Raw genomic sequence first — 22,453 nt, 5'->3', positions numbered from 1 at the left:
CCAACCTGGCCATTCTCAGTGGATGCGCTTTCCGACACTGGCGCCAGGGTGAACACACCCAAGGCACCGGCGTGGGGAACGAACGATGCAGCATGAACGTCGATCAAGTCGGCGTCATTGAAGCTGATCACGCCGCTAGCCTGCTGGGGAGCGGCATCTTCAATCACCGATCCGGACTGAGCGCCACTGGTGATGCTGACCACATCATTGGTGCCTGTGATTGTGAAGCTTGCCGAGGTGGCAGTCGTCGAAAGACCATCGGAGACACCATAGTCGACATTCACCGTCGCCGACTGCCCCGCGGCCAATCCCTGGAAGGCTGCATTCCCCGGATTGGTCACAAAGCTATGCATCGCAGCGGAATACGAAACGCCGGCGGGCAACGTAGCGGGTAGTCCTACGACGCTCAGCGTAGTGCCGTCATCCACATCGGATGCATTTGCCAGTGCGTCAAGCGTCACTTGCGGACCATCCTCGCTCACGCGCGCGGTCAAAGAACCGGAAACTACCGGAACGTCATTGGTTCCGTTGATCGTAATTGTCTCGGTTTGTGCAACGGTTGCTCCGTGCACGTCCTTGATGTTATATGCGACAACGATCGTGGCGTGCTGGCCCGCTGCCAGATGATTGAACGCGGCGCTTGTCGGATCAATCGTCAATGTATTTCCGACCAGGCTTACACCGGCAGGAGGGCCATTGGAAGCGGCCGCCCCGTTGACGCTGAAGCGTACGTCAGCGACGCTCAACGTAGCAGTCTCGCCATGATCCGCATCGCTCGAGCCAGCCAGCAAGTTGCGCGAATAGCTTCCATTTCCTTCTGCCGCGCCAGTGGTCAGGGCCGCGCTGACGACTGGTGCGTCGTTGCTGCCAACGATACTGATTTTCACAAGCTTGCTAGTGCCGTCAGCGCTACGCACTGTGAAGCTGTCGCTCAGGCTTTCCCCAACTGCGAGCGCCTGTACGCTTTCGTGGGAATTGTTCAACGCATACGTCCAGACTCCGTTTGTGCCCACCGAGTATGTACCGTAATTCGCCGAGGCGCCGGCTGCAACAGCCTGAAAGACGTCGTCGGCACCATCCAGGTCGTCTGCATACAAGTCGCCGCTGACGGTCGGCGTTCCGATATTGGCGTTGTTGGTGCCGCCCGCTTCGACCGCGCTGCCGGCGTCACTGCCGCTGATCAGCGCAGCCAGGTAATTCACGGCGTTATAGGGGCCCTCTGCCGTTTGCTGTACCGCGACGACCAGCTTCTCCATCATCTGTACCGTCAAGGTGGACGAGCCAAATGTAAACATGAAATCGCTAGCCGAGCCGTTGGAGACCTCGCCCTGCGGATTAGTCTTGACCGTCGCGAGGAGTTCAACATACCGCTGCAACTCCGCACGAACCGATTTGTCCAGCCATTGTGCTGAGCTTAACTGCAGCACCACGGTGTCGATGCCCGCACCGCCGGTGTAGACGTCCTTGGTCCCGGCCGCCGCATTTTCCAGCACGTTATAGATCAGGGTATCGTCGCCGGAACCGCCATTCAGCTGGTCACTGCCGCTGCCCCCATCGAGGATATCGTTCCCGGCGCCGCCGTTGATCGAATCGCTGCCGGCGCCGCCGTTGACGGTATCGTCGCCGTTCCCGCTATTAATGGTGTCGCTCCCGCTGGTGCCGACAATGACGTCGTTGTTGTTTGATCCGGTAATGGTGCCCATGACATCCCCTCAAGTTCGCCTTCGATCGGACGAAAGATGATTATTTTCATGAATCGGTACCCAACGGTCATTACGATTACCCGAAGGACTTCTTTATTTCCGATTCTCAATAGCTATCAATTTAGTCGCCTAGACTCGGCAGTGAATCGGAGCAATGTCACTTTCTTTGTGGACGTTTGTACCAAGCGAAACGCGCTGATCCGGGACATTTGTCATACTTGCCACATGGAATTACCAAACCGGCCCTCCCCGCTCTTGCGTGAAGCAAACATTGCTCATGTTAAACTTCGCTTCGCGGCACTGCGGATTCCAGGCCGTCCCTCAGGTTGCGGGCCAGACTGAGTCTGGCGAGTTATTAAGAAGAAAGAATTTGGATGGCAGTAATGTCTTGGTTTGGCTGGTCGGTGCTTTGGACGCTTCCCTTATTGCTGCGTCTCGTGAAGGTGTTCCTTCTCAAAAGAAGTACTCTGCTGGGCCGAGGATTTATTCGTCTGGTACTAGGCACCGCACTGATGCTGTGCGCAGGCAGCGCACTGGAATCAATCATTCGGGCGCCAGAGCCCATCCCGGCGGGAGCCTACGTGGCGAACCTGCTTGCATCGGCCGTCGGCAAACCTTTAACCCTCCTGCTCGTTCTTGTGACAGGATTGCTGGCGGGGCCGTGGATCTTCGGCTATCGGGCAAATGCTTTCCTGTCTTGGTGCTGGCGTGCCACGCCTTTGGGCAAACGGACAGCAGAAAATCAACGGCAACCTGCGCCAAGGTCCGCGGCCCCTGCGCGCACGCCATCCCCCGCCCCTCGAACCGGCGATCATTTCGCCGCCGGAAGGCAGCCATGGCATAGCGATGCCGACACACCTCCAGCAACCTTTTTCGGCGCCGACTCTGTTCGGAAAAACGTGCCGAGCACGCAGGAGGATCAGGACAGAAGCTCCCCGTCAGCGCGGCCCAGCGAAGAATGGGCGCAAGTCGAGAGCCTGCGTCCAACCCCGGCGATGCTGGCCCGCGCTAAAGCCATTCAGGAGGCCAACGCCCGCAACAAGCGCACGGAAACCACCAGGATCGTGAAGTTGGGTCACCCGGAAGAAAGTCCAACCATCACAACGGCCGCTCGCGAGCCAGTTCAGGATCCGATTGCACTGCCATTACCGGAAGCCATGCAAGGCACACCGTTGCCAGTGCTGCAGCTCCCGCAGCAGGCCGAAGTCGAAGTGCGTGTCATCCGCACTGCGGTGGAAGTGCATACGATCCGGACTTCAGCGCCTGATCGTATGTGGGTGCGGGAGGTCGAGCAAACCATGCCGGAGAACGCAAACCCCGGACTCGGTTTTGAACAAGCGCTGGCCCAAACGATTGCCCCCCTCGCCTGGGAATATACGCCGCCCGCCGAACCTCCTGCGCGCATTGCCAGCGCATTGACGTTTGAAGCGGCCGCTGAAAAAGACGACGAGCCGCTTTACGTGGAATGGCAGGAGGTCGCGCTGCGCGCCAGTGCGGAACTCTCCCCGCAGGCGTCGGCCACCTGTCAGCACCCGCCAATTGCGGACGCTATGCCACGCGCAGCCGGTTTTGCGCCTGCGCCGGTCGCACCTATCCCGGCGGCGGCACCCGTCGTGCATCACCCGCAGGAAATCGACGTCGAATTGCCTGGACTGGACCTGCTCGATGCCTATTCCGAGGCTACTGTCGAGGTTTCGACCGCCGAACTTTTCGAGACGGGACAACTGATCGAACAGCGCCTGAAGGAATTCAAGGTCCCCGTCTCCGTGCTTGGGGCCTCCGCCGGCCCCGTGATCACGCGCTACGAGATCGAACCGGCCATCGGTGTGCGCGGGGCCCAGATTGTCGCGCTGATGAAGGACCTGTCGCGGGCACTGGCGGTGACGTCGGTGCGCGTTGTCGAAACCATTCCGGGCAAGACCTGCATGGGCCTCGAACTGCCGAATGGGCGGCGCCAGATGATCCAGCTGTCGGAAATGCTGGCCTCGGAAGCGTACCGGACCTCGCGCTCGCAGCTGACCCTGGCGATGGGCAAGGACATTACCGGCGCTCCAGTGGTGACCGACCTGGCGCGTGCGCCGCACATGCTGGTGGCGGGTACCACCGGCTCCGGTAAATCCGTGGCAATCAACGCCATGATCGTGTCGCTGCTGTACAAAGCCACACCGGAAGATGTGCGCATGATCATGATTGATCCGAAGATGCTGGAGCTGTCCGTCTACGACGGCATTCCGCACCTGCTCGCACCGGTCGTCACCGACATGAAGCTGGCGGCAAACGCCCTGACCTGGTGCGTCGCCGAGATGGAAAAGCGCTACCGCCTGATGTCTGCCCTCGGCGTACGGAATCTGGCAGGTTTCAACCAGAAGATCCGGGACGCACGGGCGGCGGAGAAGTACGTCAAGAATCCATTCTCGCTCACGCCGGACGCGCCCGAGCCGCTGTCCACGCTGCCCACCATCGTGGTCATCATCGACGAATTGGCCGACCTGATGATGGTGGCGGGGAAGAAAATCGAAGAACTGATCGCGCGTCTGGCCCAGAAGGCCCGTGCGGCAGGCATTCACCTGATCCTCGCGACGCAACGCCCGTCCGTCGACGTGATCACCGGCTTGATCAAGGCGAATATCCCGACCCGCGTGGCATTCCAGGTTTCGTCGAAGATCGACTCGCGCACTGTGCTCGACCAGATGGGCGCGGAAAGCCTGCTCGGCCACGGCGACATGCTGTTCCTGCCGCCCGGCAGCGGCTACCCGCAACGCGTGCACGGCGCCTTCGTATCGGATGAAGAAGTCCACCGCGTCGTCGACTACCTGAAACAGTTTGGCGAACCGGATTATGTCGAGGCCATTACCGCAGGCGAGCCAAGCGAAGAGCCAGCGGCCGATTTGCTGAGCGAGTCCAGTTCAGGCGAAGCCGATCCGCTTTATGACGAAGCCGTGGCCTTCGTCATCCGCAGCCGCCGCGCCTCGATTTCGTCCATCCAGCGGCAACTGCGAATCGGCTACAACCGGGCCGCGCGCCTGGTCGAAGAGATGGAAACGGCAGGCATCCTGTCGTCGATGGCCACCAATGGCAGCCGTGAAATCCTGGTTCCGGTGTCGCAGGATTCACTAAACCTCTAACATTTGTCATAAAACTGTCATTTTAGTTCGCTAGAATCCAGACTTTTTCCTTGCAGTGGCCGCGCCCCCCGGCAAGAAGATTGCAGGATATCGCGATGGCTTCACCAAGCCGGTACCCGAGTACCGGAACGGGCGCTGCGCCATTCATGGCGCCTAGCAAAATGACCAATAAAACTTACAATGTGCTGTTCCTCAGCACGCAAAACTCCACCCGCAGCATCATGGCCGAGGGCTTGTTGAACTCCGCTGGGGGCGGCCGATTCCGCGCTTTCAGCGCCGGCAGCCAGCCTGCGGGCGAGGTCAATCCCTACGCGATCGAGCAAGTCAATTTACTCGGCAATGCCCCGGCCGGCTTGCGCAGCAAGTCCACCGACGAATTTTCCGTGGAAGGGGCGCCCGACATGGATTTCGTCATCACGGTATACGACGAGGCGGCGGGCGAAGCGTGTCCACGCTGGCCGGGCCAACCCGCCACCGCCAACTGGAGCTTCCGCGATCCTGCCGCCCTGCGTGGCTCGGCGGCGGAAATACGCCAGGAGTTCGCCACAATCTGCCGCGAAATCCGGCGCCGGGTCGAAATCTTCCGCAACCTGCCGGGCGAAGCCCTCGATGAACTGGCGATCCAGCGCAAGATAGCCCGGATCGCCGGCGTGGGCCGTTAAGCCCTCAGGCGGCGAGGCGCTGGCGGAGCAGCTCTGCACCGTCGGCAAGCACGCCGCTTTTAAGCAGGCCGGCAATGTCCTTCAGTCCACTGCCCGTCACCAGGACGACCGACGTCTCGCTGCGTCCATGCGCGCCGCATTTTTTCGCCCCCGCATACGCGGCTGCCGCTCCCGCTTCGGCGAACACGCCGCAGTTTCGCGCCAGCTCTGTCACGGCTTGGAAAATCTCGGTATCGCTCACGGTGATGAATTCACCACCGCTTTTCTCGATAGCGCGCAAGGCCTTGATCCGGTCCCTGGGCAAGGCAACGCTGATGCTGCCCGCTGCGGTGTTTGCCGGCTGCGCGGTTGCGCCATTCGGTCCAGCGCCCGCTCTCCATGCACGGAACATGAAATCGCTCCCGCTGGCCTGGACGCCCATGATACGGGGAATCCGGTCGGTGCAGCCCATCTGGTGCAACTCTTTGAATCCCTTATAAACAGCGCCGACGATGCAGCCATTGCCGACCGGGACATAGACCCGGTCCGGCACACGCCATTGCATCTGCTCGCAGATTTCGAAGGCAACGGTCTTCTTTCCCTCCGACATAAAGGAATTGATGCCCGTGCTGCGGTTATACCAGCCGTATTCCTTGCAGGCGGCATAGCATGCCTCAAACGCCTCGTCGTAACCGCCCTCCACTGCGATCACGCTGGCGCCGTAAGTGCGCATCTGGGCCAGCTTTTCGCGCGGTGCGTTGGCCGGGGCAAAGATCTTGCATTGCATGCCGCTGATGGCGCTCATGCAGGCCAAAGCCGCCGCTGCGTTGCCGGTACTGGCGGTGGCGATGGTGTCCGCGCCCATGCCGGCCGCCAGGGCGACCGCCAGTGCGCTGGCGCGGTCTTTCAGCGATCCGCTCGGATTGCGGCTGTCGTCCTTCACCAGGATACAGCCCTGACCATCGTGCTTCATCTCATACAATGGCGAGCCGCCTGTGTGCAGCGCCGGTCGAAAGTCGTCGCTGATCGGCAGGATGCTGCGGTAGCGCCACATATCGAAGGCTTCGCGGCGGGCGACATCCTGCCGGAAGCTGCGGCCAATGCGCTCGTAGTCATACAGCACATCAAGTGCCCCGTCCAGCTCGCAAATCGGGCAACAGTAGCCGACCTGGCCTTTTGCATACGTCGAATCGCACTGCAGGCAGCGCAGGAAGTAACGGGGTTCTGTGCTCATAACATACTCTTTTCAGCGTAACGTTCAACAAGCGAGGCGGCATCCGGCCATTGCCGTCTGCCGTCGGATTTCCGGATTCAGCTGCGATGGACCAGGATTGCGTCGATCGCCACCAGGGTGCCGCGCGCCAGGTTGGCAGCGCCGACCGTGGTACGGGCCGGATACGGTTCGGAGAAAAATTCGGCCATGATCGAATTCATGGTCGCGAATTTGGAAATGTCGGTGATGTACACCGTCACCTGGACAATATCGTTGATGCTGGCGCCGCAGCCTTCCGCCATGGTCTTCAGGTTGCTGAACGTCTGACGTACCTGGCCTTCGAAACCGCCCTCGGCGATGTCGTTCGTACCGGGGACGACCGGCGTCTGCGCCGCCAGGAAGACCATATTGCCGACCCGGACACCCTGGGAATAAGTCCCCAGCGGCACCGGCGCCTTGTCATTGAAGATGATGCTGCGGTCGTTCGATGCGTTGTCGCCGTCAGCGAGCTCGATGCGTTCTTTTACCTGATTCATGTTTGCTTCCTTGTGGGTGAGAAAGTTAAATTCAAATGGCGGCGGCGCATACGGCACTAATGAAGCTCGGCGACCGCGGTTACCTGCTGGCTTGCCATGCCCAGGACGCGGCCCGGTGCGACGTCCCCGGCTGCAATGTGCGGAAGATCTGCGGGAATCGCATCGCCGATAGCAAGCGCCGCACACAGGCGTGCCATGGCCGGAGCGGTCTGGATGCCGTAACCGCCCAGCGCCGCGCACCAGATAAAGCCGTCGGCTTCCGGGTCTGCGCCGACCAGGGGCGTACGGTCCGGCACAAACACGCGCAGCCCGGCCCAGCGATTCAGGATGCGTTTCGGCCGCAGCGTGGTGGCCGATTCGAGCCGGTCCATTGCAATCGCCACGCCCAGTTCTTCCGGCAAGGCGTCGCAAGGGTCGGAAGGCGTTTCGTCGCAAGGCGAAACCATCAAGCGCCCGACATCCGGTTTGATGAACAATTGTTCGTCCACCGTACCGATATACGGGCAATGTTCGACACTGCGCTCCGGGTCAACCACGACCACCGTGCGCAGGAGCGGCTTGATACCCAACGTCGTGGCGCCGCAGCGCTGCGCTACGACATCGGCCCAGGCGCCCGCGGCATTGACGATGGTGCCGGCCAGGATCGTTGCGCCGTCGACCAGGCGGACATGCCATGCACCGCCCTGCCGTTCGGCCGACGCGATCTCGGCATCCGTGCGAACCAGCCCGCCGCGCAAGCGCGTCCCACGCAGGAAGGCGCTGTGGATGGCGTGAACGTCGAGGTCGAAGGCGCTGGGCTCATGGATTCCGGCGATCCATTTCTGCTCCATGAAAGGCGCCATCCCGGCAATCTCGTCGCGTTCGACCCAGCGCGCGCTTGGCACATGCTGCTTCACCACGCCGTAGCGCGCCCGCAGCTTGTCCAAGTTTGGCTCATCACCCAGTATCAATGCACCGCGCGGCGAACTAAGTGCGTCGGTAGTGAGTTCCGCCGGCGGCTTTTCAAAGAATTCGCGCGACGCGCAAGTGAGCTCGCGGATCAGGGCGTTGCCGTAGCTCTCCATGGAGATGGCGGCCGAGCGCCCGGTGGTGTGATAGGCCAGGCTGCGCTCGCGCTCCAGGACCAGCACGCTGCCGTGCCGCGCCAGTTCGGAAGCCACGGCGACGCCGGCGATGCCGCCGCCCACAACGAGAAAATCAAATGACTGTTTCATGGCCTCACACCTTATTCAGCGTCGGCAGTTGCGCTTCCGCGCGCTTCCAGGGTTTATGCAGCACCAGGTAGGCGGCGCCACCGATCACCAGCCCCCAGAACGCGGCGCCGAGGCCGAGGAAACTCATGCCCGATGCCGTCACCAGGAAAGTGATGATGCTGGCGTCGCGATGCTGTTCATCCTGCACCGCTCCGATCAAACCGGTCGTGATGGCGCCGATCAGCGCCAGCCCGGCCAGTGCGGCAATCAATTCACGCGGCAGGGAGGAGAACAGCAGCGCCAGCGCACCGCCAAATGTGCCGATCAGGATATAGATCGCACCACTGAGAATGCCGGCCACGTAGCGGCGGTCCTGGTCCTCGTGCGCTTCCTTCCCGGTGCAAATGGCCGCCGTGATCGCCGCCAGGTTGACGCCATGTGCGCCAAATGGCGCCAGCAGCAGCGAAGCGATGCCGGTCACGCTGATAATGCCGCCCGCCGGCACGCGGTAGCCAGAAGTACGCAGCACAGCCATTCCGGGCACATACTGGCCGGTCAAGGTCACCAGGGCCAGCGGCAGTCCCAGGCTGAGCACCGCATGCCATGACCATTCGGGCGGGGTGAACACCGGCTGCACCACGCTCAGGCTGATTTGCGACAAATGGGTGGCGCCGGTGGTCACCGCATAAACGGTCCCGACAAACAGCACCGCAGCAATCGCATAACGGGGCAAGGCCCGCTTAATGACGAGGAAGGTCGCCACCATCAGCAGCACCAAAGCCGGATTCGCATGGATCGACGCAAACACTTCGGTGCCGAAGCGAAGCAGGATACCGGCCAGCATGGCAGCAGCGATCCCTTTCGGAATCTGCGTGATGAATTTGTCGAATGCGCCCGACAAGCCGATCAAGGTGATGGCCACCGCGCTGACCATATACGCACCAATCGCCTGCCCCAGCGGCATGGTCGGCAACATTGTCACCAGGAGCGCCGCCCCCGGTGTCGACCAGGCAGTGATGACGGGCGTTTTCAGGCGCCAGCTCAATACCAGGCCAGTCAAGCCGCTACCGATCGAGATGGCCCAGATCCACGACGAAGTCAATTGCTCCGACAGGTTAGCCAGTTTGGCGGCCTGAAAGACAATCACCAACGGACCGGCATAAGAAATAAGGACTGCGAGGAAACCGGCGACCAGGGCCGAGATGGAAAAATCGTCGCGCACCTGCTGTATTTGCTTGAACATGTTCGCCCCTTTTCAGCCGTAGACCGGGAAACGCTTGCACAGCGCGCGCACCTGTTCATGCACACCGGCCAGCGTTGGCCCGTCGTTCGGTGCGAACAGCACATCGGCCACCAGGTTGCCAACCAGGCGCGCCTCCTCCGTCCCGAAACCGCGGGTGGTAATCGCCGGGCTGCCGAGGCGGATACCGCTGGTGATTACGGGCTTTTGCGGGTCATTCGGAATCGAATTCTTATTGCAGGTGATATAGACCTCGCCCAGGATGCGTTCCGCATCCTTGCCGGTCATGCCCACATTGCGCAGGTCCACCAGCATCAGGTGGCTTTCCGTGCGATTCGAAACGATGCGCAGGCCGCGCTCCTGCAATGCGCCGGCCATGGCGGCGGCGTTTTCCAGCACCTGGCGCTGGTATTGCTGGAATTCTGGCGACAAGGCCTCCTTGAATGCGACCGCCTTGCCAGCGATGACATGCATCAGCGGGCCGCCCTGGGTTCCCGGGAAGATGGCCGAATTAATGGCCTTCTCGTGCTGCTCCTTCATCAGAATGACGCCGCCGCGCGGGCCGCGCAGCCCCTTATGGGTGGTGGATGTGACAAAGTCGGCGAACGGCACTGGGTTAGGGTACATACCGCCGGCGATCAGGCCGGAATAATGCGCCATATCGACCATGAAGTAGGCGCCGATCTCACGCGCCACCTTGGCGAAGCGTTCGAAGTCGATGCGCAGCGAATAGGCCGAAGCGCCAGCGATGATCATCTTCGGCCGCACTTCATAGGCAATGCGCTCCATCGCCTCATAGTCGATTTCCTCGGCTTCGTTCAGACCGTAGCTATGGACATCAAACCATTTGCCGCTGATGTTCAGCGGCATACCGTGGGTCAGGTGCCCTCCTTCCGCGAGACTCATGCCCAGAATCTTGTCGCCGGGCTGGAGCACGGCAAAAAACACCGCCTGGTTGGCCTGCGAACCCGAATGCGGCTGGACATTGGCGCACTCGGCGCCGAACAGGGTTTTGAGGCGCGAAATCGCCAAGCGCTCGGCCTCATCGACGATTTCGCAACCGCCGTAATAGCGTTTGCCCGGATAGCCCTCCGCATACTTGTTCGTCAGCTGGGAACCGACTGCCGCCAGCACCGCGGGCGAAGTGTAGTTCTCGGAAGCGATGAGTTCGATGTGCTCTTCCTGACGCAGGTTCTCACGGCGCATCACTTCCCAGATTTCCGGGTCGATCTCTTCAATGGTATGGGTTTGGCGGTCAAACATGGCTGCTCTCGGCTGGATTGAACATGGGCGGGCGTAGCCCCTCTCAATACATCGATTCAATCGATGTAATTTGCACGCATCAAGTTAAAGTAAGATGGCTATTACGTCAACATTTTATTTTGATAAAGAGGCAAAAAACCGAGATTAATTAAAGTAATGGGTGTCAGTGTGCTGCATAGCAACATTTCTCTTTGCCCAACACTCATCGCCGCTGGAGTAAAATCATGCAATTGACGTAATGGTGTTAATTTCAAGGAACAGACATGTGGCAACCCGAACTCGCGCATGCCGACGGGCCGATCTACGAAAGGATTGCGGCGGCACTGGAACGCGACATTCGCGCAGGGGTGCTGGGAAGCGGTACGCGCCTGCCCACGCTCAAGGAACTTGCGGCGCTGCTTCACGTGACGCCAGGGACAGTAAACCGGGCCTACGAACTGGCGCAGCGGCGCGGGCTGGTGCAGGGAGAGGTCGGCCGCGGCACCTATGTGCGGGCCGAAGGATTGCCTGACGTTGCGCCGAGTGCCCCCGCCGCACCCGCCAGTGCCACGCTGCCGGAATCACTCAATGAATGGGTCGATCTGACCATCGTCAAACCCAATCTGCAGTTGCAGGAACCCTATGTGCGGGCCGCCCTGCAGGATTTGAGCCAGTCGCCCATTCTGTCTGAAATGCTGGATTACACGCCCGATGGCGGGCATCCCCTGCACCGGCAGGCTGGCGCGGTCTGGATGCAAGGCGCGGGTCTGGCCGCCCGTCCGGAGCAAGTGCTGCTGACGGCGGGCGCCCAGCACGGTCTATGGGTCGCCGTCAACGCGTTGACGCGCGCGGGCGACCTGGTCCTGAGCGAATCACTGTGCTATCCCGGCGTGGCATCGGTCGTGCACAGCCTGGGGCGCCGGCTGCAAGGCGTCGCCATGGACCACGAGGGTATGGATCCGGACAGCCTGCGCGCCCTGTGCCAGCGCGAGCGCCCGGCGATGGTCATCTGCATTGCGACCTGCCAGAACCCGACCACCCGAGTGATGTCCGCAGCACGGCGCGCCAGGATCGCCGAAATTGCGCGCGAGTTCGATTTCATACTCGTCGACGATGACCTTTACGGCTTTCTCGCTCCGCAACCGATGCAACCGCTGGCCAGCTATGCACCGGAACGGACCTTATATTTGACCAGCCTGTCGAAGTCAGTGTTCTCGACAGTCCGCCTGGGCTACCTGCACTGCCCTCCCGCGTGGCTGGCTGGATTGGCGGCAAGCGTACGCACCAGCGTCTGGATGGTCTCACCGTTGGCGGCGCAACTGGCGACGAATTTGATCAACAGCGGCAAGGCGCTTGAACTATCCAATGCCCAGCGCGCCGAGGCGCAGGTACGGCAGCAGATGGCGCGCGAGTTGCTGGGAGAGTTCGAATACAGCGCATTGCCTACCGCCTTCCACATCTGGCTGAAACTCCCTCCGTATTGGAATAGCGGCGACCAGTTCGCGGCCATTGCACGCGGCCACCAGTTGCTGGTCGCGGGCGGCGATGCGTTTTCGATGAACCGCGATGGCGAAGGCCGGCAATACGTGCGCATCGCCTTGATGGCATCCTCCCGCGAACAAATGCGCTTCGTGTTGACCAAGCTTGCGGGCCTGCTCAATATGCCCGACACGCGCTGGCTCTAACCTTAGTTCGAAGGCCCGCAGTCGTTTCGGTACATAACGTCGGACCTCAGCACATACTTTGTTCCGGCGATGATTTCGGCTCCCTGGTGTGATTGCTTGTGCGGGAACACCAGCAGCCTGCCTTCTTGCGGGCGAACGGTATCCCACCTGAACTGGGTGTCCCCACCCTCAAAATCAGCGTTCAGGTAAATCAGGAAAGTTAGCAGGCTCACCTCGTCCCCCGACTTTTCAAATGAGCCGTCCTTATGCCACTTGAAGTACTCACCGGGCCCGTAACGGTAAAAGCGGAAGCGCTCATTGAGGCCATGCAAGCGCCACTGGCCGATGTCTGGCGGCAGCACAGGCATGGCACGCTGAAACAGGAACTCGGCCAGACGCGGGTTGTCGACGATCACACGGTCATTATTGCGGATATCCTCACGCCGCACCGAGCCGGCGGGCAGGTTGACTTCAGAGGGCCGGTAGCCCATCTGTTCCCCCATCCCGATGTAGTGCTGGCATTCAGTTTCGCTCAGGAATCTGTCCACTGTGAAAATGCCGAGACCTAATTGTTCTACCTTCATGACATCGCCTTTTATGTTAGTGGCGATTGTACACTATCCACGCCAGCGTTGTATTTAGCTTATTTTCATTTCCTCACTAAGGCCATTTCTGCCCAGTTTTCCTCTTTTTCTGTAGCGCCGAGGCATCGGAATGATGTTTTTCGCAAAATTGCACAACAACCAATTGCCCGTTAGCAATATAATTACACTATTCGAACTTTTAGGAAAGAATCAATGCAGTACGCCAACAGCCAAGATGAACTCGAATACAACCCGGACCGCCTGCTCGATACGCTGATCGAACACCTGAATTTGAAAAATGATGCGGCCCTGGCCCGAGCGCTCGAAGTTGCTCCACCAGTGATCAGTAAGATCCGCCACCGCCGGCTCCCGATCGGCGCGTCGCTGCTGATCCGTATGCACGAGGTGTCGGACCTGACCATCCGCGACCTGCGCTATTTGATGGGCGACCGCCGCAAGAAATTCCGCGTCAGCGATTCCCAGGGCAAGCCTAAAGACGTCTTTGAAACTGCGGATCAATAATACGCAGGAAAAGGGCCGCGCCCGCCGGGGGCGGCCCCATCACGCAGCACTTGATCACGGCAATCAGCGTTGCCCGCTGCGGTAGCCCCTGAAACTATTCCCAGGCCCGCGCCTGCGAACGATAGCCGGTCCAAGTGAAGCCGAAGCCAAGCGACATCCCGGCATTCTTGCGGAACAAGGGACTGTCCCGGTTCGTGGCGTGCGTGTAATTGTCGTAGCGGGTAAAACCGAATACGCGCCAATCCGCCGTCAGCCTGCGCGACAGGCTCACTCCGAAACGGGTCATCATCAGGCCGCCTTCCGCTTGATACGCTGGCCGTGTAGCGTTCGCGTATTGCGGTGCGACTTCATAAAAGTACTGGTTCAGCCGGCTGCTGCCAAACACCATGCCCATGGTGGCATCAGCCTGCCATTGCCGGTTACTGCTACTGGTCTCGAACACCATACGCGGCTCGAATACGAGGCCCTGGCGCCGAAAGCCGTTTCCAAGTTCAAGTGGCACGCGGAGAGGCAGTTCCAAGCGAACACGGTTGGGGGCCGAAGGTTCGGACAGCAGCACGTTCAGGCGCGGGCCAAACTCCAGCAAGGAGTTCAAATCCGGCATGCCGGCACGCGCTGCCACATCGTTGGATCGGGCCGGCAGCGAAAGCGCGAACCCGAGATCCAGATCCACGCGCTCGGTATTGAGCAAACGCGCGCTCACACCGGAGCGATCCGCGCGCAGCACCTTGCCACGATAGATCACCATCGGCAGCGCCAACCCGCGCGTTGAACGGTCATCGGCGCCCGGATAGGCAGGCGTGGAGGCAACGCCGCCAAAAAGGCCGACCTCCCACAAGGGCAAAGCAGAATTCGGCGCTGGCTCCAATTCCTGTGCGCTGACGGGAAACGCCAATACCATTAACGCGATGCCGCCCCACAACCGCTGCTTCATAGATACTGCTCCAGAAATAGTTTGATCTGATCGCGCGCCGGCCGTGGCCATAGTCGAAAAAATGCCATTGATGATTTAGTCCAATCATCAATGGCAAAATATATGCGGTGAAAATTTTCCGCGCGAGCGTTGGCAAATTGTACAGGCTTTTGCCTTGCGTCACCGCGCGCGCATGACTTGGCACCTTTCACAGCAACATGGTCACCGCCATACGTCCCATTTCGTGTATGCTCCCGCCATGAACCAAGATACCGATATCCAACTCAGCGGCCCCTTCAAAGCTAACGACGGCAACGGGCGCAGCGTCGACATCAAAGCCCTCCGCATCTTCGATGAAGGTTATGGCGTCGTTGACCTGTATGTGGATCTCGCCGCTGCAGCCTCCGATGGTCTGCACAGGGACCAGAAACTAATCAGCGAAATCAGCGCACGCTTACGCACGCTCGGCTATAAAGGGCCGGACCTGACAGCCGGTGACCCGGTAATCCAGGAAAAGCGGCTGATTGTGCTCGACACACCTGACGAGTTTCTTTCCTTCGCTGTGCGACAAGGCTTCAAGGATCTTGCCGCCGAATTCGACGACGAGTAAAGCTGCCGGGGCGAGCTCCTAGCTTGCGTTGCATAGGAATTAGCCGTGCAATAATGGCATTTTCACGAAATGGGATGCCATGCACCTCAAAGCCATCTTGCCCGTTCTATTCCTCCTGACTGCCTGCGGCCAGAAGGCCACTGCATCGCATAAGGACAAGGCCGCGGAACTGGCCGATGGCAACTCCATGAGCTGTGTTGCCGGCAACGTCAAATTGGCCGGCGCCGGCTCACCGCAGGTCGCCGTTGCAGGCTTCGGCATCCATGGCGATACCATCGGCGGCTTCGGACTGGGCCTCAATGTCGAACACGCGGGCAAGGTGCACGAGGTGTCAAGTTCGCTCATGCCTTTGCCGCTGCAAACCGGCACCCACCACTTTCCCTCGCTCGCAGAACCTGGCATGACGCTTGCCTCCTACAAGATCCGGGCAGCGGATGGCGATTTGCTCAGGGGTTACAACGGCGGCACATATAGCCAGCAGTTCTCGGCCATCGAAAACGATCCGGACGCGAAGCTCAAAATTCAAATTGACAAAATGGTGGTCTCTGACGCACCTCAGCCCGGATTCAAACGTATCCACGCCGTGGGCTATTTCGAGTTCAACGCTGCCGCCCTTCCCGCCTCCTCGCCAAGCGATGCTTGCGTCAGCGATGGCGTGGCGCGCTCACTGGCATCGGTCAAAGCGGGCAAGCGCCTGCTGCCCCTTTTTGACGCGGCCGTATGTGACGCTGAAAAAAAGCATGTCCGGTGTGACTTTGATGTGGTGACCGATTTCACCAAGGTGCAGTGACCTGATTGCGCTGAATCGCCGCACTATTGGTCAAGGAACGCTTCCGCCTTCACGTAACGATTCAACAATCGCCGCCCAGCTCCGTCTTGCTCTCCTTTAGGGGTACGGCCTTTTGGTCCATCAGCGGCTTCACAACCTTGGTCTTGAATTTTTCGAAATCGACATTGGTATCATCACCGACCATCGAGACCTCGATCGCAACGCGCTTCTTCGGCAATTTCCACTTCTCGATCTTTATCTTCAAACCCTCGGACTCCGCTTCGGCGCGCTCCATCTTGTTGGAGCACGCTTTCGCGGCAGCTGAGTAGCCGGCAGGGAGGCTCGCCTTCAGCCCGCTCTTTTTCAAGGTACAGCTCACTGAAAATGAACGTTTGACCTCATCCAGGCCTCGAAAGCCAATGTCGACTTCTCGCTTGCTCTTTTCCGATTCGTCCAGGGGGCACTTCCAATCGAGTAGCTCAGACGTTGCGGGATCAGGTCCACGGACTTTGACCGTGGCATCGGGCTTCTCGCCGCCCAAGCTACGTTCCCGACCAATGATTGTGTATCCAGAAGGGACGGCATTGCACGTGCCGACATCAAAGTAGCGCACCTCAAATCTTTCAGGCTTTTCTTCCTGCACGTTCAAGGTCTTTGCCACTTGCCGGATACTCGACGGCCCGCCCTTGGCAACTTCCCAGCGAAATGCGTATTCCGCTCGCTCCGTTGCAATCGCCCAGTTCGTCAAACAAAATCCGATTGCGCCAAATAGCAGTGACTTGCGAACACTCATTATGGTCTCCTTAGCGACTGCAACAGCCGGCATCCCGATGTTGGATTATGCCTCCGAACAGGCGAGCAAATCGTCACGCAAAATCACCCACCTGCGCCAGTCGTCTGGCGAAGATAAAGCGGGCGCCGCAGCGCCCGCCACTTTCCCACGGAACCCGGTTTACTTCATGCTATCCAGGGCCTGGCCAATCTGCGACACGAGCAGCGCACGCTGTTTGGCACGCACCCTGACTCCGTTGCCAATGCGTTTTGCATCGACCAATGCGTCAGCCGAGAAGTGCTCCTTGACGTAGGCTTCCATCTTGTCAGCATCGGCCGCGTTGACCGAGCCGGCGACAATGGCCGGATACATGCGGTTGCCCGCCACAGAATCCTGATTTTTCAACAGCGCCTCGCGGTGTTCGACCGCGAAGGCCCAAGCCTGGTCGATGTGTTCCGATGCCGCCACGCTGGGCACAATCATGCTGGTCAGCTGAATCGGCAACTCGGGCGACAGTGCTATCTGCAGCGTACGTTCGGACAGCTTTGGATCGAGCGCCATGGACAGTGAGCGCGCGAAGCGGTTGCGCTCTTCCACCGACTGCGCCTTCAGCGCCAGCCCCTTGAGTGCGTCATAGGTCGCCTCGTCGGCATAACGGCCCACCACCGACATCACAAAGCCCAGCGAGGATGGCGGCAGGCTGCCCGGATCCGCCAGGTAGCGCTGGAAACGGGCGCGGGCTTCGGCGATCACTTTCTCATCGCCCGTACGCCCCAACACGCCGGCCAGTGCGGTGCGCAACTGCCGGTCCTCGACCGACTCACCCGGCTTTTCTTCCCAGCCCAGCGCCTGGAACTTCGGCAGCACCAGCGCGGCAATGTAGCTGCCAAGTTTGGCGCGCTCCGGCGTGTCCTGCGCAAGGTTGTACAGGTTACCGAGGTTGTTCAACAATGCGCCCCATACGGCGAGGCGCGGCTCGTCCTTGAACTGGCTGGCCAGGGCAAGATAGCGCGCCAGCGGGATACGTTCGCTCACCACCATGGCCCAGGCATCGCCCAGGAGCTTCACGCGGCTGGCGTCCGGCAGCTTGGTGGCCATTGCCGCCAGTGCGTTGAAGCTGGCGTCGTCGTACTGCACCCGGTAATAGCCCACGCTGTCCGGATCGACAATCAGCTGGCCGTCGCAGCCAGGACGGGTCACGGTGGCCGAGCTACCCGACAGCATCGTGTATTCCGCCTTGCCGCCAACCGTTCCGAGTGCGACAGGGATATGCCACAGGCGTTGCGGCACGGGGCTGCCGTCCAGCACGAAAGGCTGCTGGGTCAAGGTGATCTTACGCTGGCCTTTCTCGCAGCTCTGTGCGACTTTCACCACTGGCACGCCAGCTTGGGTGGTCCAGTCGGATGCCAGCACGGCGACCGGTTTGCCCGAGGCCTTCTCCAGCGCCGCCCACAGGTCGGCAGTCGTGGTGTTGGAGTATTTATGCTTGGCCATATAGGCCTGGATGCCATTGCGGAAGGTGTCCTCGCCGAGATACGCCTCGAGCATATGCAGGAAGGCCTGGCCTTTGCCGTAAGTGATCGCGTCGAACACGCTGTTGGCCTGCTCTTCGTTTTCGACCTTGGTCTGGATCGGGTGGGTGGTCGCGCGCGCATCGAGGTTCATCACGCCTTCGCGTTCGACCATCGCTTCCAGCGGGACGCGCCATTCGGGGTGGAACCTGGCGGTGGCCTTGGTGGCCATCCAGGAAGCAAAGCCCTCGTTCAGCCAAAGGTTGTCCCACCAGGCCATGGTGACCAAGTTGCCGAACCACTGGTGCGCCATTTCGTGCGCGGTGACGGAGAATACGGTCTGCTTGGTGCTGTCCGGATTCTTCTTGGCGTCATATAGCAGGGTCGCTTCGTTGTAGACGATGCCGCCCCAGTTTTCCATCGCCCCGTTCATGCCGGGAATGGCAATCTGGTCCAGTTTGGCCAACGGGTACGGCTGGCCGAAGTAATGATTGTAGTACTGCAGGAGGTCTTTGGATGCATCCAAGGCGAACTGGGTTGAACCCTCTTTGCCTATGGTGGAGACAACGCCGATTTCAACACCGTCCTGCTTGGCCACGTTGCGCGCCATCTCACCCGCGACCAGGACGAACAGGTAGCTTGGCATTTTGGGCGTCACGCCAAAGGAAACGCGCTGCAGTCCGTTTGGAAGCGTCTCCTGTTTTTCGGCCGGCGTGTTCGAGAAGGCCTTGAAGCTGGCCGGCACGTCCACCGTCAGCTTGAACTTGGCACGGAAGGACGGCTCGTCCCAGGTAGGCAGCAGGCGGCGCGCGTCGGTCGGCTCCATGGTGGTCGCCAGCAGGGACTTGTCGTCCGCCCCGTTCTTGTACTTCAGGTAGAACAGGCCGCGCGGCTCGCGATTCACCACACCACGGAATTTGAGTGCAAGGCTGTACTTGCCCGGCGCCAGCGCCTTGGCGAGTTTGAAACTCAAGGTCTGGGCTTCCTTATCCAGCACCGGCTCCAGCCTGGTTTCCGCCAGGCCCATACCGGTCAGGGTAGCTGCGTCAATCTCCATGTTCAGGGCGTTGAGCATGATGCTCGACGTAGCCTTCTTCACTTCGATTTCCACCGTTTCCGAACCGCTGAAGGTGTTGTTCGCCACATCCGGCACCAAATGGGCCGTGTATTGGAGCGGGATCACGTCCTTCGGTAGCTTGCCCGGCGTCGCGGCAAAGGAAAACGGAGTTTCAGCCTGGGCGCCCACGGCGGCCAGCGATAAGGCAAGTGCAGTCAGGGGAAGTCTCATGGATTCTCTCTTTTGGAATGGCGCGGATTGGCCAGGATGCATTGTATGAAGGGGGAGCCCTTCCTGGAACGTCAATGCGACAGACGGTCAAATTGCGGCCCTCAATCGACAAATAGACCGGCTAGACGCGTGTCCCTTGGCGGACAGCCTAATCCGTATTGGTCGGCGCCACCGTCGCCTCGCTGCTCGGCTGATCGGCGCCTGTTGCGGCGGCATTCTGTTCGGCCCCATCGTCTTTCAGCGGCAATTCGATCGGCACCCGCAGGCAAATGCTTTGCGTCGGAAGGACTTCGCACCAGTCGCGAATCAGGTCGCGGTAGGCTTTTCCGGCGGCTCGGATATTACGCTGCAAGTCAAAGAGGCCCAGCGGGTTGACCGTGCCGCGGTTTTCACGCAGAGCCACATCCCAGTCCACCTGGTCGGTCAGGGAATACCAGGTAAAGCCGACGATCGGCACGCCATTGTTGCGCACCCGGAGGACATTGGCCCACTCCTTATATAACCAGCGCACGGCCTCGTCGCCGTTGGGGCCTTCCATCAGGTTGGTTTCCGTGTGCATGACGGGCAGCCGGTAGCGGTTGTAGTACTGGTGTGTGATTACCGCATAACCGAAAATCTCGCCGGAGGACCGGGTTGAACCGTCCGCGCCGACATGGTGTTCGTTGGTCATGTAGTAGTCGTTGCCCATGATGCACTGGTGTTTGAGATTATTCTCCAGGAAGAAGTGGTACTCCTCGCGCGTCATGCCGTTGTCCATCAGGTATTCGTAGACCTCCGAATCGACGCGGCGCCCATAGTTGAGGTCCAGCGACAGGAAGCGGCGGGCGTTGCGGAATTCGGCTTGGGCGATGGCGGCGGGATTCTCGGCGTGAAAATACTCGCTCGATTCGCTTTGGATGAACAAGGCGTCCGGCCGCACTTCCAGGATGGCGCGCATGGCCAGGATATTGGCCTTCACGATGTGCTTGATGGCGCTGACAAAGGCCCGGTCGGAACTCAACTGCTCGTTCCACCAGCCATACATGGCGGAGAACAAGGCGCAGATCTGCATTTCGTTGACCGGCGTATACACTTGGACCCACGGGTAACGCTCGGCAAAGGCCCGGGCATATTTCGCGAACTCGACCGGAAAATCGGGATTCTGGAAATTGGCAATCCAATCGGGAACGCCAAAATGGCACAGGTCCGCAATGACGATAATATTCCTGCGCCGCAGGTCGTGAAATGCCCCGTCCGAAAAGCCCCAGTCATATTTGCCAGGTCCGGTCCAGGTCAGATGCAGTGGCGGGCCGTAGCGCAGGACGCGCAGCCCGAGCTGCTCGACCAGGTCGAAATCGGTGCGCCAATACTGGTAATGGCGGCACTTCTCCATCTCATCCATCCGCACTCGGCCGCCCGCAATGGTCGGAATACTATTCTCGATCCCAGTGGCAAAGATAAAGCCGTTAAACATGGCCGCCTCCTACACGTGGGTTCTAACGATACCCCTTTCGCTGCGGCCGCTTCGCGCGCTTGGATCCCGGCAATTCAAATATGCAGCGCATGCCCCAAGGCGCGTAGCGCTGCCTCCTGGATCGCCTCGCCCAGGGTGGGGTGTGCGTGGATCGTGCCAGCCACATCCTCCAGCGTTGCGCCCATCTCGATGGACTGGGCGAATGCGGCGGATAGCTCCGACACAGCCTTGCCGACCGCCTGCCACCCAACGATCAGGTGATTGTCGCGCCGTGCAAGCACCCGCACGAATCCGTCCTTCGATTCAAGCGACATGGCCCGTCCATTGGCGGCAAACGGGAACATGGCCTCGATGCAATCGATTCCCTGCGCCCTTGCCTGCTGCGGCGTTGCGCCCACCACGACCACTTCCGGGTCGGTGAAGCAGACTGCCGCAATGGCGGCTGGGCTGAAATGGCGGCGCTTGCCGCTGATGATCTCGGCGACCATCTCGCCCTGCGCCATGGCGCGATGCGCCAGCATGGGCTCCCCGGTCACGTCGCCAATGGCCCACACGTCCCGCATCGACGTACGGCACTGGTCATCGACCTTGATGAAGTGGCCATCCATGTCGATGCGCAGCTTTTCCAGGCCAAAGCCGCGCGTGTTCGGACGCCGTCCAACGGCGACCAGTACCTGGTCCGCCGCCAAGGCCGACTCCTCGCCCGCGGCATTGCGGATCCGCACCGCGCCGCCGGCCTGGTCCAGACCGAGCACAGAACAGCCAAGATGGGTTTCCACATCCAGGCCCTTGAGCGCCACGGCCACCGGCCGGGTTAAATCCGCGTCGTAGGCGGGCAGGATGCGCTCCTGCGCCTCCACCACATGCACCTGCGCCCCCAGCTTGGCATAGGCGATGCCTAGTTCAAGGCCGATGTACCCTGCACCGACCACCACCAGCTTGCCTGGCACGGTCTTCGGCGAAAGCGCTTGCGTTGCGCTGATCACACGCCCGCCGAATGGCATGAAGGGCAATTCCGTGGCGTGCGAGCCGGTGGCCAGCAGCAGGTGCTCGCAGCCGATGCGCTGCGGGCTTTCGCCGTCGCGAATCACTTCGACGGTTTTGCCATCGACGATATTGGCCCAGCCCTTGACGACACGCACGCCGTTCTTCTTCAGCAAGGCCGCCACGCCCCCGGTCAGGCGGCCGACGATACCGTCTTTCCACAGCACGGTCTGGCCGATGTCGATACGCGGCGCCTGCACGGAAATGCCAAGTGCCGAACCGCTCGCGAAATGACTGGCTTTTTCAAACTCTTCCGCCGCATGGATCAAGGCCTTGGAGGGAATGCAGCCGACATTGAGGCAGGTGCCGCCCAGCTCGCTGGCTTCGACCAGCGTCGTAGGAATGCCAAGCTGGCCGGCGCGAATGGCCGCAATATAGCCGCCAGGACCGCCGCCGATCACCAGCAGCGTAGTGGTATGTTGGTTCATCG

The 22,453-nt window shown here is 60.5% G+C and carries 18 protein-coding genes; 6 read left to right on the top strand and 12 right to left on the bottom strand.

Translation table 11 applies throughout. The annotated features are described in order from the left end of the window. Nucleotides 1–1,703 (bottom strand): VCBS domain-containing protein (locus H597_RS0106285; protein WP_028101381.1); only part of this gene is annotated, 1,703 nt, incomplete at its 3' end. Between the two features lie 383 nt (nt 1,704–2,086). On the opposite strand from H597_RS0106285, the gene H597_RS33970 reads away from it, so the two are divergent. Both H597_RS33970 and H597_RS0106275 read left to right on the top strand, forming a co-directional pair. Next, complete coding sequence (locus tag H597_RS33970; RefSeq protein WP_371850716.1) at nt 2,087–4,828, top strand: DNA translocase FtsK; 2,742 nt, start codon at nt 2,087–2,089, stop codon at nt 4,826–4,828. A gap of 161 nt (nt 4,829–4,989) precedes the next feature. Beyond that, nucleotides 4,990–5,490 (top strand): arsenate reductase ArsC, encoded by a 501-nt coding sequence (locus H597_RS0106275; protein WP_028101379.1) that lies wholly within the window; start codon nt 4,990–4,992, stop codon nt 5,488–5,490. A 4-nt stretch (nt 5,491–5,494) separates the two neighbouring features. Here H597_RS0106275 and thrC read toward each other — a convergent pair whose 3' ends face one another. The 5 genes from thrC to glyA all read right to left on the bottom strand — a co-directional run bounded on the left by thrC (nt 5,495) and on the right by glyA (nt 10,914). Beyond that, nucleotides 5,495–6,703, bottom strand: a complete 1,209-nt coding sequence (gene thrC / locus H597_RS29945) for a threonine synthase (protein WP_051293568.1) — start codon at nt 6,701–6,703, stop codon at nt 5,495–5,497. Between the two features lie 77 nt (nt 6,704–6,780). After that, a complete protein-coding gene (locus H597_RS0106265) occupies nt 6,781–7,218 on the bottom strand; it encodes a Rid family detoxifying hydrolase (RefSeq protein ID WP_051293583.1) in 438 nt (145 codons plus the stop codon). 56 nt (nt 7,219–7,274) lie between these two features. Next, the gene (locus tag H597_RS0106260) at nt 7,275–8,432 is read right to left on the bottom strand and encodes an NAD(P)/FAD-dependent oxidoreductase (RefSeq protein ID WP_028101377.1); all 1,158 of its coding nucleotides are present in this window, start codon (nt 8,430–8,432) and stop codon (nt 7,275–7,277) included. 4 nt (nt 8,433–8,436) lie between these two features. Then, on the bottom strand, nt 8,437–9,654 hold the full coding sequence (locus H597_RS0106255) for a benzoate/H(+) symporter BenE family transporter (protein WP_035373175.1): 1,218 nt from the start codon (nt 9,652–9,654) through the stop codon (nt 8,437–8,439). 12 nt (nt 9,655–9,666) lie between these two features. Further along, entirely contained in the window at nt 9,667–10,914 is a 1,248-nt protein-coding gene (gene glyA / locus H597_RS0106250; protein ID WP_028101375.1) for a serine hydroxymethyltransferase, read from the bottom strand. 263 nt (nt 10,915–11,177) lie between these two features. Here glyA and H597_RS0106245 point away from each other — a divergent pair, with 263 nt between their 5' ends. Then, entirely contained in the window at nt 11,178–12,578 is a 1,401-nt protein-coding gene (locus tag H597_RS0106245) for an aminotransferase-like domain-containing protein (protein ID WP_028101374.1), read from the top strand. A 2-nt stretch (nt 12,579–12,580) separates the two neighbouring features. Here the strand turns inward: H597_RS0106245 and H597_RS0106240 are convergent, their stop codons facing one another. Next, nucleotides 12,581–13,141, bottom strand: coding sequence for a prolyl hydroxylase family protein (locus H597_RS0106240; RefSeq protein ID WP_028101373.1), 561 nt, complete (start codon nt 13,139–13,141; stop codon nt 12,581–12,583). A 213-nt stretch (nt 13,142–13,354) separates the two neighbouring features. Between H597_RS0106240 and H597_RS0106235 the strand changes: the two genes are divergently transcribed. Continuing rightward, nucleotides 13,355–13,663 (top strand): helix-turn-helix domain-containing protein, encoded by a 309-nt coding sequence (locus tag H597_RS0106235; protein ID WP_028101372.1) that lies wholly within the window; start codon nt 13,355–13,357, stop codon nt 13,661–13,663. 94 nt (nt 13,664–13,757) lie between these two features. Here H597_RS0106235 and H597_RS0106230 read toward each other — a convergent pair whose 3' ends face one another. Next, the gene (locus tag H597_RS0106230) at nt 13,758–14,597 is read right to left on the bottom strand and encodes a MipA/OmpV family protein (RefSeq protein ID WP_035373174.1); all 840 of its coding nucleotides are present in this window, start codon (nt 14,595–14,597) and stop codon (nt 13,758–13,760) included. Nucleotides 14,598–14,835: 238 nt separating this feature from the next. On the opposite strand from H597_RS0106230, the gene H597_RS0106225 reads away from it, so the two are divergent. Together H597_RS0106225 and H597_RS0106220 are read left to right on the top strand one after the other, a co-directional pair. Beyond that, nucleotides 14,836–15,186, top strand: coding sequence for a hypothetical protein (locus H597_RS0106225; RefSeq protein ID WP_028101370.1), 351 nt, complete (start codon nt 14,836–14,838; stop codon nt 15,184–15,186). Between the two features lie 79 nt (nt 15,187–15,265). Further along, nucleotides 15,266–15,976: a hypothetical protein gene (locus H597_RS0106220; RefSeq protein WP_028101369.1), complete on the top strand. Its 711-nt coding sequence runs from the start codon at nt 15,266–15,268 to the stop codon at nt 15,974–15,976. A 61-nt stretch (nt 15,977–16,037) separates the two neighbouring features. Here H597_RS0106220 and H597_RS0106215 read toward each other — a convergent pair whose 3' ends face one another. The 4 genes from H597_RS0106215 to lpdA all read right to left on the bottom strand — a co-directional run bounded on the left by H597_RS0106215 (nt 16,038) and on the right by lpdA (nt 22,451). Then, nucleotides 16,038–16,748, bottom strand: a complete 711-nt coding sequence (locus H597_RS0106215) for a hypothetical protein (protein WP_035373173.1) — start codon at nt 16,746–16,748, stop codon at nt 16,038–16,040. Nucleotides 16,749–16,907: 159 nt separating this feature from the next. Then, nucleotides 16,908–19,526, bottom strand: coding sequence for a M1 family metallopeptidase (locus tag H597_RS29940; RefSeq protein ID WP_035373172.1), 2,619 nt, complete (start codon nt 19,524–19,526; stop codon nt 16,908–16,910). 148 nt (nt 19,527–19,674) lie between these two features. Then, nucleotides 19,675–20,979 (bottom strand): glycoside hydrolase family 1 protein, encoded by a 1,305-nt coding sequence (locus H597_RS29935; protein WP_035373171.1) that lies wholly within the window; start codon nt 20,977–20,979, stop codon nt 19,675–19,677. A 74-nt stretch (nt 20,980–21,053) separates the two neighbouring features. Further along, nucleotides 21,054–22,451 carry a dihydrolipoyl dehydrogenase gene (gene lpdA, locus H597_RS0106200; protein WP_028101367.1) on the bottom strand — a complete coding sequence of 466 codons (1,398 nt, stop codon included), beginning with the start codon at nt 22,449–22,451 and terminating at the stop codon, nt 21,054–21,056. Nucleotides 22,452–22,453 lie beyond the last annotated feature (2 nt).

This window comes from Pseudoduganella violaceinigra DSM 15887 (genome assembly GCF_000425385.1).
GTDB lineage: Bacteria > Pseudomonadota > Gammaproteobacteria > Burkholderiales > Burkholderiaceae_D > Rugamonas > Rugamonas violaceinigra.
Note: the sequence above shows the minus strand (reverse complement) of the source record. Positions and strands in the feature narration are given on the sequence as shown.